This window comes from Tunturiibacter gelidiferens (assembly GCF_051013345.1).
Classification (GTDB): domain Bacteria; phylum Acidobacteriota; class Terriglobia; order Terriglobales; family Acidobacteriaceae; genus Edaphobacter; species Edaphobacter gelidiferens_A.
The window spans coordinates 4,884,584-4,897,510 of record NZ_CP132939.1 but is presented as its reverse complement, the minus strand read 5'-3'; the positions used below and the strand labels follow the sequence as shown (position 1 = coordinate 4,897,510).

The window sequence follows — 12,927 nt, the reverse complement described above, 5'->3', positions numbered from 1 at the left end:
GCTCAGCAGCTTGGAGTTGGAATCTCCTCCCCGTACTCCTGCACCGTGCTGACACGGTATTCGTTCGACGAGCCCGACCGCACCTGAATTCGTCCATACGATTCAAAGAGTTTAGGCTGGGACTCCGCCTTATAGATTCCGTACGCCAGCCCCAGCAAGACCGCAATAATCAGGACCAGCTTACGTTTCCGCAGCACAATCAGAGCTTCTGAGAGCGTAGTATCTGTAACCGTTGTACTGAACCCTGCCTGGTTCGTCTCCGGAACACTCACATGCGGCGGCTGCGTATTTGTAGAACCCATTCCCTTTAGTCTACCCGAGCAGCCCTGCCGGAAGGAGTATTAGATGAGCTCCAGGCTTCTTATGGTCCAAAAGTGTTACCTTCTCCGGCAACGCTCCGTAACCGTCCAAACTTGGATATCCTCGACCATGAGCCGTAACACCATCAACTGATGGCTGATCCAGCAGAACTGTTGTCGCTAAGGCAGGTTCTCTCTGCCCTCTACCCTGTAAATCTCAGGCCGGCAGATGTTCAATAAGATGAAAGGTACTGCTTAATGTCTCGAAACACTCTCGTCACAGGAGCCGCGGGGTTTCTCGGATCTCATCTGTGTGACGCTCTTCTGTCCGAAGGAGACATCGTCGTCGGCGTCGACAACCTCAGCACCGGAAACCTGGCCAACCTCAGCCATCTCTCTCGCGAAAGCCGCTTCAGCCTTGTCGAATTCGATATCTGCAAGCCCTGCCCGAACCACTCGTCCCTTTTCACCCACACTTTTCACGCCGTTGTCTTTCTCTATCGCCCCTGCAAGATCTGGACTCAGTGGTCTGTCGTGAACCTTAGATTCAGAGCGCTAGGGAAGGGAGGGATACGTGCGTAACCTCGGATACCAGGTCAGCTGCACTGCAGTCGAAGTATTTTGCTGAAGCCCCGGTTTGTAGACCGGCGCCTTCCAGCCCTCATACTGAAACCATGCGTTCAGCTCGACGTCTTTTCCCAGTCGCTTCACAACGCTCGCCCTGAACTGGTTTTGCGTGGTCCCGCCGGGAATAAAGTTCGAAGGTGTCTTCTTGTTCAGATACTCCAGCTGAACCCACTCGTTGCCCGAGATGTGATAGGTCAGCCACGCCTGTCCGCCCTTGGCTTCGCGCCCAATCCAGTCCCCCATGATGAATCCGTTATTCGTGTAGCCCTGCTTCTGAATCGTCTCCCAATACGCAAACTGTCCATCGTGAGCCGGCCCGACATCTGGGTCGGTCGATGCGGCCTCCACTCTGAAGTCCAACTTTCTGGCTCCCGGAATCTGCGAGAGATACAGTCCCGTTCTGTAAGACGCACGGCGAGGAGCGCTGATCGGAGTTACATCGTCATGCGAAATGGCATCGACGACAAACGTCACGTACTTGCGCAGAAAGGGAAGCCGGTAGGAGGCGCTGAAATCGCTAAACCTGGCTCCAGGGTCGTCTCGACCTGCCTTCTCCGCCGCAGTTGTATCGCTCGGATCGAAGAATCCCTTGAGAAACAGGTGCAGCGTTACCGGAGCGTGTCCCGCTCCGCCGAAGATGATCGTCCGCGAAAATCCAAACTCGAAGTTCTCGGTCGGACGGAAAGAAAACATCTCCGCATGCACCCAGGGGTCTCGCGGAACATTATGTCCCTTCAGGTCGCCGTAGAAGAAGTCGTAACGAAGCGGCCCCATGACCTTTGACACAAAGGGAATGTACAGCGGCTCAACCCGGTTGATGCGGAACGAGTAGATATTCTCCGCATTGTTGGACCAGGCCATGGAACTGCCCGCCGCCGGTCCCAGCCACGCGTCGCTCTTGCCACCGGAGATCTCATGGCCGAACAGATGCACCGACGCATACGCCTCGACCAACCGAAATGGGTTCTGGTCGGGAATAGGACCGAGGGGGATCGTGGTCTGAGGCCCTGGATAAGGATAGATCAGGTCGACCGCAGTCAGAAGCTGCGCCAGATCGAGAGAGTATCCATCGGCCGAGGGTGCGTGCTGATACTCGCCGCGGATATACATCGAAAACGGTCCCCACTCTCCGAGTCCGGAAGCTCCTACAATGCTGTTGAAGCCGCTCTGGTAGGGTCGTCCGAAGTCGTTGTTGATCGTCTGGCCAATGTGGTAGCTGTCGCGCAGAATCGGTCCGCTGATCCCCAGCAGGCGCGTATACGACGAGTCCAGCCCGTAGACCACGCCGCGCTCGATCAGGCCGCCATCGGGATCCTCCGCGCTCACCTCATACAACAGCTTCGAGAGAATCGACTGAGCCTCTTCGTTGTCGCTGTTGACGATGTCGCCCCGCGAATCCTGAAGCATGTGCAAAACGCTTCGCCGCGTATACGGCCGCATGCTGAGAAACATCGTGTTGACGAAACCCATGGAGTAAAGCCGCGTTAACGCCGGATATACCCAGCTATCGATCGGAATGTAAGTCGATCCCAGGGGTCCGGCGGCGGCTTCACGTCGTCGGGAGCGTAACCGGCATAACCAATAAACGGTTTCTTCGGAGTCGTCTGTTCCGGGAGGACCACCGGCTGGGCGGTCGGCGCAGGAGGGCCTATCCCTGGGTTTTGCGGAGGAGTGGCGGAGGGCGTCTGCGCAGGGGCAGCCGGCGTGGACGTTGGCGACGGTTGCTGGGGCGAATAAGCTGAATTGCCAGGCGTCGTCCCGTTTGGAATTGGCGTCGGAGAAGATTCAGAGGCAGGTGGTGGAGCGGCAGTGGTCGTTGGCGTCTGCGCGATCGCTGTCGATGCGGCCCATAAACTCAGCGCCGCAAAACAAAGAAAAGCTTTGGTCCGCACTCACACCTCAATCCGGGGCTTTGAAACGCCGCTACCAGTGTAACCGCCCCCAGCGTCCGGCCCGGAGTTACCAACCGATGACGGGAAGCTCATTGGTCAGCTCATTGTTCAGCTCGTTGTTCAGTGGATGAAATACGCTTGCTCAGACGCTCTCCAGCCCTCTCCAGCCAGGCCTTCGTACAAATCTTGCGCCCCAGCAAAAACTCTTCATCTGCTCCAGAGGATCCTGCCTGGAATCTCCACCCACTCCCTGCACCCGATATCCTTTGCATTCAATCAGAACCGGACCCCCGCCCCCTCGGATTCTCCCCAGGGACTCCTGCGTCACCCGGTACAGAGCTACTGCATCGTGTGCATCGACCGGCATTCCCGGCAACCCCCACCCGCGAACCTTCGCGCTCAGTTGAGTCACCCCGTCTTTTTCTTTTCCGCTATCCGGCAACACCACAAAGATCATCGGCAACTCCAACTTCGCAGCAGCCTCGATGATCTCCCGCCACTCCTTCTTGTCCAAGTCCGAGTGGCCAGCATAAGCGACCACCACGCTCCCCGTCTCAGCGTCTTGAACGAGAGCGCCGCACCCATCGCCATTCGCAGTCGATCGCCCGCATCTTCCACCCACGGCAGCACCCGCACCAGCGCACCTTCCCTCGCCAGCTTCGCACCGTCGATCTTTCCCTCATGAAACTCCGCGACCCGCCTCAGCAGGGAATCGATCTGCGCCTTCGACTGCGCCCCCGCGATCAGATCCATCACAACGCTCGGCTGGGAGTCGCTCACCAGATCCCCCGGCAACAAATCAAGAGCAATGCTGACCCGGCAGGCCTCCTCCCCTCTGGTGGACCCTAGCCTGCGTCGCCCCTTCACACCCTTCTGCAATCCGGCAATGTGCTCGTCCAGAGCTCTCGCGTCGGCCATCACCCCATACATCTGCAGCAGCTTCTTATTCGGCACCAGTGGATTCTCATACAGCCCCGCGTCGCTCAACCAACCCTCCGTAACAGTTCAAGTTACAAAACGAGAGGGTTCCCACTAGGAACCCTCATCACAATCAAAGCCCTTCAAAAATGTCAGGCACGCGCTGGATCAGCCGCCTCGACATCCAGACCAAGCTCAACCAACGCCTTCTGCGCCGCCTTCGGTTTGAACTTGCCCTCGCGAGCCAGCTTCGACAGAGTAGCCCCAACGATCGCCTCAGCACTCACTTCAAAATGCCTCCGCAGATGCTCGCGGTTATCGCTCCGTCCGAACCCATCCGTGCCCAGCGTCACCAACCGCGAAGGCAGCCACGGCGACAGCAGATCCGGCACCGACTTCATGTAGTCGCTGGTAGCAATAATCGGACCAGCTGAGCTTCCAAGCGCCTGCAGCACATACGGCACCTTCTCCTTCTCTGCCGGATGCAGCCGATTCCAACGCTCCACCGCCAGCGCATCCCGCCGCAACTCCGTATAGCTTGTGACGCTCCAAACATCGGCATGCACGTTGTACTTCGAGGCAAGAATCTCCTGCGCCCGCAGCACTTCGTTCAGGATCGGCCCGCTGCCAAACAACTGCACAGCCCCCTCACCAGCAGCCGGCTTCAGCTTGTACATCCCGCGCAGTATGCCCTCAGCCGAACCCTCCGGCATCGCCGGCATCGCGTAATCCTCGTTGTACATCGTGATGTAGTAGAAGCAGTCCTCGCCCTTCTCATACATACGGCGAATGCCATCCTGAATCACCACCGCCAGCTCATAAACAAACGCCGGATCATAGGTAACGCAAGTCGGCACAGTACTGGCCAGTACGATGCTGTGCCCATCCTGGTGCTGAAGCCCTTCGCCAAGCATCGTCGTCCGCCCAGCGGTTCCGCCCATCAAAAATCCCTTGCCGCGCGAGTCCGCAAACGCCCACACCATATCCCCGATGCGCTGAAATCCAAACATCGAGTAGTACATATAGAAGGGAATCGCCGGCACCTTGTAGTTCACATACGCCGTGCCCGCCGCAGTAAACGAGGCCATCGACCCCGCCTCCGTAATCCCTTCCTCGAGAATCTGACCATCTTTATTCTCGCGGTAGTAGAGCAGCATATCCGCATCGTGCGGCTCATACTTCTGCCCCTCAGGAGCGTAGATTCCCACCTGCCGAATCGCCGACTCCAGCCCAAACGTCCGGCCCTCGTCCGGCACAATCGGCACAATCAGCTTCCCAATCGCCGGGTCCTTCATCAGGTGCCGCAGGATGCTCACGAAGCCCATCGTCGTCGAAACAGCGCGCATGTTCGAGCCCGCCGTCCACTCGCCAAAGTACTCCAGCCCCGGAGCCTTGAAGTCGCTCTTCGGCACCTCGCGTGTCGGCAGATACCCACCAAGCTCCCTGCGCCGCTCCTGCATATAAGCAATCTCAGGAGAGTCCTGCGCCGGCCGATACGGCGTACCCGACTTCGCCGCCTCCTCCGGAATCGGAATCTCAAATCGCTTCACAAACGCGGCCAGCCCATCATCGGCCAGCTTCTTCTCCGAGTGCGTCGCATTCCGCGCCTGCGCCGAGCCCAGTCCATAGCCCTTCACGGTCTTCGCCAGAATCACCGTGGGACCGCCCTTGTGCTCGACCGCCCGCTTGTACGCGTTATAGATCTTCGTCCTGTCATGCCCTCCGCGATGGAGCGCCGCAAGCTGGTCATCGGTCATATCCTTCACCAGCTCCAGCAACTCCGGATACTTGCCAAAGAACTCCTTGCGCAGATAAGCCCCATCCTTCGCCTTGAACCTTTGGAAGTCCCCATCCACGCACTCTTCCATCCTGCGCAGAAGCAGCCCCGTATGGTCGCGCTCAAACAGCGCATCCCAGTCCGAGCCCCAGATCACCTTGATCACATTCCACCCAGCCCCGCGGAACACACCTTCCAGCTCATCGATGATCCGCTTGTTTCCACGCACCGGCCCATCCAGCCGCTGCAGGTTGCAGTTCACCACGAAGATCAGGTTATCCAGCTTCTCTCGCGAAGCCACCGAGATCGCACCCAGGCTATCGACCTCATCGGTTTCGCCATCGCCCACAAACGCCCACACCTTGCGGTCAGTCGTTTCAATCAGCTTGCGATTCTCCAGATACCGCATGAACCGCGCCTGGTAGATCGCATTCAGCGGCCCAATCCCCATCGACACCGTTGGAAAGTTCCAGAAGTTCGGCATCAGCCACGGATGCGGATACGAGCTCAGCCCCGGGGTCTCTCTCAGCTCATGGCGAAAGTTCTTCAGCCGTTCATCGTCGAATCGTCCTTCAAGGTAGGCGCGCGCGTACACTCCCGGCGAAGCATGCCCCTGGAAGTAAACAAAATCTCCCGGCTGCTCCTGCCCACCGCTCGTGTACTTCGCATGGAAGAAGTGATTGAAGCCAACCTCAAGCAGCGTCGCCAGCGACGAGTACGTCGAGATATGCCCACCGATTCCGGCGTCTTTCTTGTTCTGGCCATGCACCATCGCCATCGCGTTCCAGCGAATCAGGCTCTCGACGCGCCGCTCCAGCGCTCTGTCGCCCGGATACGGAATCTCGTCATGCTTCGGAATCGTGTTGCGATACGGCGTGGTCAGCTCGCTCGGCGTCGGCACTCCCGCCTCATGCGCACGCTTACGGAGAGCCTCAAGCAGCTCGGATCCCTGCTCCCAGTCCCCGGCCACGACGTCATCAAACGCCTCGATCCACTCGGAGACCTCTGCGGTAAAGTCCTGCTTGGCGGCTTCTTCCAGTTTCGTTGTCATAAGTCTTTCTGTGCTCCCACGCTTATAACGATATAAGGCTTACGCTAAAACGTAAAACGAAGTCCTGCCGGACGGGCCTCCTGCGCGGAGGGCGGGCGTTCGCACGCCTTTTACTGCTTCGCCCGGTCCTCCCGTTGGTCGGAATGATCATAGTTCGCGACCAACGGGAGCGCCACGCAAAGCGGTCCACAAGTCACGAAGTGACCGCTGCCCGCGTAGGGCGCCCGTCCGGCAGGACACCCGCCTCTAAGTCGAATAATCCGCATTAATCCGCACATACTCTTCCGTCAGGTCACAAGTCAGAAACCTGCACTCCGCCTCCCCCAGCCCCAGGTCGATCGTGATCGTGTAGTCCCGAGCCTGCATCTCCGTATGCGCAGCGCTCTCCTGGAACGCAGCCGACCGCACCCCAAGCTCAAACACTGGCTGGCTTCCAATCGTGATATTCACCAGCGAAGGGTCGAACACCACGCCACTGTATCCAGCCGCAGCCAGCAGCCGCCCCCAGTTAGGATCTGCGCTCGACCACGCCGTTTTGCACAACGGAGAGTGAGCAATGGCCTTCGCCACCTGCTTCGCCTCAGCCTCCGTCCGTGCCCCGGTAATATGCAGCGTGACAACATGTTCCACGCCCTCGCCATCATCCACAATCTGGTACGCCAGCGACCCACACACCAGCTTCAGCGCATTGGCAAACGGCTCCTGCGTGCGGGCATCCAGCTTCACCCCACTCGCCCCACTGGCCAGCAGCAGCACCGTATCGTTGGTCGAAGTATCGCCATCAATTGAGATCGAATTGAAGCTCCGCTCCACCGCAGGCTCCAACAGCCTACGCAACGGTTCGCTCTCTGCCGCAATATCGCTGAACAAATAAACCAGCATCGTCGCATGCGCCGGTCCCACCGGTGCCCCGAGCTGCGGATGAATCATCCCCGCGCCCTTGGCCACGCCAAAGATCCGCACCTCAACGCCATCGACATCGATCGAAGCGCGCGCCACCTTCATCTTCGTATCGGTCGTCATAATGGCCCGGGCAAACGAGTCCGCGTGCTCCGGCGTCGCACCCATCACCCGCTCCAACTCAGGCAGCGCGGTTACCACCTTCTCCGCAGGAAATGGCACGCCGATGATCCCGGTCGAAGAAGGAAAGATCTCATCGAAGATGCAGTGAAACGTCTCCGCCGCCGCGACACACGTCTGCACACAGGCATCAACTCCAGGCTGTCCGGTCGCGCAGTTCGCATTCCCCGCATTCACCAGCACCACGCTCACACGCCCACCAGTGGAGGCGATATGCCGCCGCCCAACCGTCACCGGCGCCGCCACAACCTGGTTCTTCGTGAACATCGCCGCGCCGTTCGCCCCTTTGGCTGCAACCGCAACAGCTACATCCGCGTTGCCACTCGCTTTGATCCCCGCCTTCACCGCGCCCCACACAAAACCCTGCGGCAGCCCCTGCGACTTCACAACCTGTTCATTCTCCATACCTCTACTCTACAATTCCGCAGCAAAGTGGAGGAAATCCGCCACTGCATTTCGTCTGCCGCGCACGTTGCTCGGTATTTGCCGCTGCACCTCGCCATGGCGATCGCCGTTGACGTTGCATTTGCATTTGCCGTCGCAGTTGCCATTGCGGTTGCATTTGCGGTTGTTGTTGCTTTTGTCGTTGCTGTTGCCTGTTCTCTTGTTGTCATCCCCGAAGGGAATCTGCGGTTGTCCTTTGGCTGTGTGCCCCATATCTCGAACTTGAGATGTGTGCATTCGTGCAAAGCGCGAACCATTCTCTCTCGTTCCCCTTACCCACCGGGTCCAGCTCGAACTACAAAATCCTGTCAAGCCCCTATACCGCCAAACCCCGCGCCAATCCAGCACATTCGCGTGGCGTATTAGATATGCACCAGCCGCTATACTTGATACAGAGCACAAAAAGCCCCGGCCACAAACCGGGGCTTCTCTTTGGAAAGGACCAATCAGCCCGTAACCCGTTTGTTTAGAAAAATTTGCCTATAACTCTTTTGTAATGACGATTTTGCGAAAACCTCTTTTTGTAAACTAAACAAACAAAAGGAGTTACAAGACAGATCCCCCGAGGGGGTACCCCTCAAAAGACAATCGGTAAGGTACGACCCTCCAACGAGCTCTTCCTCGCCATCTCAAGCAGCTTGATCGTCCGGTAGCCGTCTTCGGGCATTACCGCCAACTCAGCCGTTCCGTTGATCGCGTCGCGAACGTTGGCATAGAAGAAGCGGTAGTCCCCCAGCTCGGTCTTCACTTTGGTGCGGCTCAGCGTGCCAGGATCGTTTGGATCGGGAGCGACGGTCAAAGTACCCCAGTGCTGATCGGCATCAGCCAGCCACTCGCCCTCGCCCATGCGGGGCAGCTTCGCTCCACCGAGCAGCGCAGGCTCCTGCGGGTCCAGGCCAAACTTCTTGAAGCTGCCCCGAGTTCCATGCAGCAGGAACCTCGGCGCAGCGTCGCAAGCCAGCATGCTCGACCGGCAGTGCGCCCGCATCTTCGGATACTCCAGCGTGATGTCGAACGCATCTTCGATATCGGTCGAGTCCCGGTCCATCCGAACGCTCGCCGTGATCCCCTCCGGCACGCCAAACAGAGTCAGTACCTGGTCCACCAGGTGAGGAGCAAGGTCGAACAGAAGTCCGTTCGAGCCGCTCGCTCCCTCCTTCCAGGTGTTCTCGCGAGGCACCGGCCGGAAGCGGTCGAAGTGCGATTCGTAGGTCACCAGACGCCCCACCGCCTCGTCCTTCAAGATCTTCTTCACCGTCAAAAATCCCCATCCCAGCGCCGATTATGAAAGGGAGCCAGAACTAACCGCTGTTTCAACCCAAGCTCCTTCAACTCCAAAGCCTGGTCACTGGTCGCAGCAAACGGCTTATCGACGACCACATGCTTTCCCGCCAGCAGAGCCTGCTTCGCAAGGTCGTAGTGAGTCTCATTTGGAGTCCCGACCACCACAAGCTGCACCGCGGGATCGCTCAACGCCTCCTCAACCGACCGCAGAATCCGCGTCGAAGGATAAGCCTTTCCCGCCTCATCGCCCTTGCGCTGGACGATTGCCTCCAGCTTCAGCCCAGGCACGGCGCTCACAAACGGCGCATGAAACACCTGCCCCGCCAATCCGAACCCAACCACCGCAACGCCAATCTCAGCAGCCATTCCTAACTCCTCGCAATCTCACACAACGCCGGATAAATCCGCCGATATTGGTTATAAGCCTGGTCCATCACAACTCCGCTCTCTGTCACCAATTGGAGCAAAAAAGCAACAGAAATTTCTGCCCGCAAGCTGAAATCCTGAAACAAAGTTGATGAGAGTGTACCGAAAGCATCTTTTGAAGATTTTGAACGACCGACTGCATCAGAAACTCATACAAGTAAGTTTGTGACAAAGCCAATAAGCTCCTACCGTTATGACGGTGTTGCCATAAACTAGTCCGTGAATCTAATCAAGATGCAGGTTACGATCAACCGTATGAGCAAAAGCAAAACAGCGGGCGCTGCTCAGGCGTCAATGCTTTCTCTCGGGTTCTGCTTATTTCTGGCCTGCGGTCTGTCGCAGGCGCAAGGGCCAGGCAGGCAGACGACGCAAACCCCAGCCAGCGGGCCCAGCACAGCCACAAACAGCTCTGCCATAGCGAACGCCCAGCAAAATCTCTACACCGCATCCGGCCAGAACGGCGCCCAGCCGACACAGGACTCCTTCAAGGGTAGCGTGGTGACTGGCAAGGCCACCGAAGGGGTTCTGGATCTCTCGCTCGACGATGCCATTCAGCGCGGTCTGCGCCAAAATCTTGGCCTTATTCTGCAGACCTCGTCGGTCAAGAACGCTGCAGGTCAACGTCTCGAGGAGCTGCAGCCGCTTCTTCCCACCGTTACGGCATCAGCAAGCATCGAGGTGGAGCAGATTAACCTCGCCGCCTTCGGAATTAAGTTCCCTGGTCTCGTGCCCATCATCGGGCCATTCCAGGTGGTCGACTTCCGCGCCTACCTGACACAGAATCTGGTCAACGTCTCAGCTCTCAAGAACTACCTTGCAGCGAAGCATAACTTCCAGGGTGCGCGTCTCACCGCTGAGGATGCCCGCGACCTGGTAGCTCTGACTGTCGGCAACGCCTATCTGCTTTGTATCGCAGACACCGCCCGTATCGAAGCGGTCACTGCGGAGTTGGCCACGTCAAAGGTCTCGCTCGATCAAGCCGTCGCAGCACACGATGCCGGAACCAGCCCCAAGCTCGACGTGCTGCGCGCCCAGGTTGATTACCAGAACGAAGAGCAGTCGCTGATCTCGGCGAAGAATAATCTCGAAAAGGACAAGCTTGCCCTGGCACGGACTATCGGGCTGCCCCTTGAACAGGTCTTCCGGCTGACCGACCTCGTTCCCTTCCAGGTTCTCGACAACGTCGACCCGCAGGCCGCGTTTCAGCAGGCGCTCAAGACACGGAAAGATCTGAAGGCTTACGCCGAACAGGTTAAGTCTGCCAGCGATGAAAAGACCTCAGCCTGGGCCTACCAGATTCCCGTCGCCAGCTTCTCAGGGGACTACGGCGACATAGGCACAACACCCGGCCACTCGCATGGAACCTTCACCGCGACCGGCCAGGTAAGCGCACCTATCCTTCAGATCGCCAAAACCAGGGGACAGGAGCAGGTCGCCGACGCCCAGTACGAACAGGCTCGCGCGAAGCTCTCGGACCAAGTCCAGCAGGTCAATCAGGATGTGCACGACAGCCTGCTTGATATTCAGTCGGCGGCAAAGCTGGTCGAGTCCACTCACTCGAATGTGGATCTAGCCAACGAGGCTCTCAGCGAGGCGCAGCAGCGTTTTCATGCCGGCGTCTCAGACAACCTCCCCGTCTCGCAGGCGCAATCGCAGACAGAACAGGCGAACGATCAATACATTAGCGCGCTCTACCAGCACAACGTCGCCAAGCTTGCCTTGGCCCGTGCCCTCGGCGTTGCGCAGTCCAACTACAAAGATTATCTCGGAGGAAAGTAAACTTGCCAGACCAATCAGATCAGCAGCAGGACGGCCAGACCGCGCAGATCAGCGGCACCGTGCAAATTAAGCAAAACGCTGGTGAAAGACAGCCTCCAGTCGATTCGCACAAACAGGAAGAGGACGATGCTCCGGAGAAAAATCCGGCCGCAAGTTTATTGTCATTGCGGTGATTATTCTGCTTGTCATTGGGGCGGGAATCTTTTACTGGCGCTCGACCTTCAGCGAGGACACCGATGATGCTCAGGTGGACGGCGATCTCTACCAGGTGAGCTCCCGAGTAACTGGTCAGGTCATCAAGGTTTACGTTGAAGACAATCAACAGATCAAAGTAGGCGATCCTATTGCCGAGATCGACCCCGGGATTATCAGGTAGCGCTCGAGCAGGCTCAGGCCAATCTCGCCAGCGCACAGGCCTCCGCACTTCAGGCCACGGTGAACGTGCCAATCGTTGGCGTCAATGTAAATACCAGCGTCAGCACCACCGGCTCCGATGTCACTGGAAGTTCCGCCGCAGTGGAGCAGGCCCGCAAGCAAGCTCAGGCGGCAGAGGCTCGCGTCGTTGCAGCCAAGGCCACGGCGGTCAAATCCCATCTCGACGTGGAACGCTACACTCCGCTGGTCGAGAAGGACGTCATCTCCAAGCAGCAGTATGATGCTGCCGTCGCTACCGATGCCGCGAACCAGGCATCGGTGCTGGAGGCCGAAGCCACGGTCATTGGCGAGCAGGCTGCGGTCAGTCAGGCGATCCAGAAGCTCGCCCAGTCGCGTTTTCAGGCGGCGCAATCGGTCAAGACCGGTCCCGACCAGGTACGCGTCCAGCAGGCAAAGGCAAATTCCGCTCTTGCCGACGTCAAGCAGGCGCAGGCCAAGGTCGATCAGGCCGTCCTTAACCTCGGCTATACCCACATCACCGCTCCCACCACAGGTATCGTCAACAAAAAGAACGTTCAGGTGGGTGCCAATCTCAGCATCGGCCAAGATGTCCTGACCATCATTCCGCTGACTAACCTATGGGTGACGGCAAACTTCAAGGAGACGCAGCTCTCCAAGATGAAGCCCGGACAGGCAGTCACTCTCAAAGTGGATGCCCTCGGCGGCCGCAAGTTCCACGGCAAAGTGACTCAAATCGGCGGCGCTACTGGATCGAGGCTCTCCCTGTTTCCCCCTGAAAACGCTACGGGAAACTACGTCAAGGTCGTCCAGCGAATTCCCGTTCGTGTCGATTTCACGAATCTGCAACAGGAGAACGGCGACTATGCTCTGCGTCCAGGCATGTCGGTGACGCCTGAGGTAGAGGTCAAATAATCGAGGGAAACCGACTCGTTCTCTGCGGCATCTGACAACTGA

The 12,927-nt window shown here is 58.3% G+C and carries 15 protein-coding genes; 5 read left to right on the top strand and 10 right to left on the bottom strand.

The window, feature by feature from the left end; translation table 11 throughout:
- Positions 1-2: 2 nt before the first annotated feature.
- A complete protein-coding gene (locus RBB80_RS24600; RefSeq protein WP_433964945.1) occupies positions 3-302 on the bottom strand; it encodes a hypothetical protein in 300 nt (99 codons plus the stop codon).
- Between the two features lie 255 nt (positions 303-557).
- Here RBB80_RS24600 and RBB80_RS24595 point away from each other — a divergent pair, with 255 nt between their 5' ends.
- Positions 558-881 carry a GDP-mannose 4,6-dehydratase gene (locus RBB80_RS24595; protein ID WP_433964944.1) on the top strand — a complete coding sequence of 108 codons (324 nt, stop codon included), beginning with the start codon at positions 558-560 and terminating at the stop codon, positions 879-881.
- On the opposite strand, the gene RBB80_RS24590 is transcribed toward RBB80_RS24595, so the two are convergent.
- From RBB80_RS24590 to RBB80_RS24550, 9 genes are all read right to left on the bottom strand, one after another.
- Positions 855-2,396, bottom strand: a complete 1,542-nt coding sequence (locus RBB80_RS24590; protein ID WP_433964943.1) for a capsule assembly Wzi family protein — start codon at positions 2,394-2,396, stop codon at positions 855-857. The two genes, RBB80_RS24595 and RBB80_RS24590, sit on opposite strands and share 27 nt — an antisense overlap.
- Before the next feature lie 14 nt (positions 2,397-2,410).
- Entirely contained in the window at positions 2,411-2,818 is a 408-nt protein-coding gene (locus RBB80_RS24585; protein ID WP_433964942.1) for a hypothetical protein, read from the bottom strand.
- A gap of 142 nt (positions 2,819-2,960) precedes the next feature.
- A complete protein-coding gene (locus RBB80_RS24580; protein ID WP_433964941.1) occupies positions 2,961-3,359 on the bottom strand; it encodes a thiamine pyrophosphate-dependent enzyme in 399 nt (132 codons plus the stop codon).
- Entirely contained in the window at positions 3,272-3,805 is a 534-nt protein-coding gene (locus RBB80_RS24575) for a hypothetical protein (RefSeq protein ID WP_433964940.1), read from the bottom strand. The genes RBB80_RS24580 and RBB80_RS24575 overlap by 88 nt, the downstream gene beginning before the upstream one ends.
- An 83-nt stretch (positions 3,806-3,888) precedes the next feature.
- Complete coding sequence (aceE, locus tag RBB80_RS24570) at positions 3,889-6,564, bottom strand: pyruvate dehydrogenase (acetyl-transferring), homodimeric type (RefSeq protein ID WP_433964939.1); 2,676 nt, start codon at positions 6,562-6,564, stop codon at positions 3,889-3,891.
- Between the two features lie 246 nt (positions 6,565-6,810).
- Entirely contained in the window at positions 6,811-8,049 is a 1,239-nt protein-coding gene (gene argJ / locus RBB80_RS24565; protein ID WP_433964938.1) for a bifunctional glutamate N-acetyltransferase/amino-acid acetyltransferase ArgJ, read from the bottom strand.
- A gap of 9 nt (positions 8,050-8,058) precedes the next feature.
- Positions 8,059-8,301 (bottom strand): hypothetical protein, encoded by a 243-nt coding sequence (locus tag RBB80_RS24560; RefSeq protein ID WP_433964937.1) that lies wholly within the window; start codon positions 8,299-8,301, stop codon positions 8,059-8,061.
- Positions 8,302-8,665: 364 nt separating this feature from the next.
- Positions 8,666-9,343, bottom strand: coding sequence for a Gfo/Idh/MocA family oxidoreductase (locus tag RBB80_RS24555; protein WP_433964936.1), 678 nt, complete (start codon positions 9,341-9,343; stop codon positions 8,666-8,668).
- A 2-nt stretch (positions 9,344-9,345) separates the two neighbouring features.
- The gene (locus RBB80_RS24550) at positions 9,346-9,738 is read right to left on the bottom strand and encodes a Gfo/Idh/MocA family oxidoreductase (RefSeq protein ID WP_433964935.1); all 393 of its coding nucleotides are present in this window, start codon (positions 9,736-9,738) and stop codon (positions 9,346-9,348) included.
- 354 nt (positions 9,739-10,092) lie between these two features.
- On the opposite strand from RBB80_RS24550, the gene RBB80_RS24545 reads away from it, so the two are divergent.
- The 4 genes from RBB80_RS24545 to RBB80_RS24530 are packed head-to-tail and all read left to right on the top strand — an operon-like array spanning position 10,093 to position 12,885.
- Positions 10,093-11,577 carry a TolC family protein gene (locus tag RBB80_RS24545; RefSeq protein ID WP_433964934.1) on the top strand — a complete coding sequence of 495 codons (1,485 nt, stop codon included), beginning with the start codon at positions 10,093-10,095 and terminating at the stop codon, positions 11,575-11,577.
- Between the two features lie 2 nt (positions 11,578-11,579).
- Complete coding sequence (locus RBB80_RS24540) at positions 11,580-11,750, top strand: hypothetical protein (protein WP_433964933.1); 171 nt, start codon at positions 11,580-11,582, stop codon at positions 11,748-11,750.
- Positions 11,747-11,953, top strand: a complete 207-nt coding sequence (locus RBB80_RS24535) for a biotin/lipoyl-binding protein (protein WP_433964932.1) — start codon at positions 11,747-11,749, stop codon at positions 11,951-11,953. The genes RBB80_RS24540 and RBB80_RS24535 overlap by 4 nt, the downstream gene beginning before the upstream one ends.
- 59 nt (positions 11,954-12,012) lie before the next feature.
- Positions 12,013-12,885, top strand: a complete 873-nt coding sequence (locus tag RBB80_RS24530) for an HlyD family secretion protein (protein WP_433964931.1) — start codon at positions 12,013-12,015, stop codon at positions 12,883-12,885.
- Positions 12,886-12,927 lie beyond the last annotated feature (42 nt).

Coding starts and splice junctions, on each gene's coding strand:
- RBB80_RS24600 (WP_433964945.1), bottom strand. CDS start 302: ATGGGTTCTACAAATACGCAGCCGCCGCATGTGAGTGTTCCGGAGACG.
- RBB80_RS24595 (WP_433964944.1), top strand. CDS start 558: ATGTCTCGAAACACTCTCGTCACAGGAGCCGCGGGGTTTCTCGGATCT.
- RBB80_RS24590 (WP_433964943.1), bottom strand. CDS start 2,396: ATGGGTTTCGTCAACACGATGTTTCTCAGCATGCGGCCGTATACGCGG.
- aceE (WP_433964939.1), bottom strand. CDS start 6,564: ATGACAACGAAACTGGAAGAAGCCGCCAAGCAGGACTTTACCGCAGAG.
- argJ (WP_433964938.1), bottom strand. CDS start 8,049: ATGGAGAATGAACAGGTTGTGAAGTCGCAGGGGCTGCCGCAGGGTTTT.
- RBB80_RS24560 (WP_433964937.1), bottom strand. CDS start 8,301: ATGGGGCACACAGCCAAAGGACAACCGCAGATTCCCTTCGGGGATGAC.
- RBB80_RS24550 (WP_433964935.1), bottom strand. CDS start 9,738: ATGGCTGCTGAGATTGGCGTTGCGGTGGTTGGGTTCGGATTGGCGGGG.
- RBB80_RS24545 (WP_433964934.1), top strand. CDS start 10,093: ATGCTTTCTCTCGGGTTCTGCTTATTTCTGGCCTGCGGTCTGTCGCAG.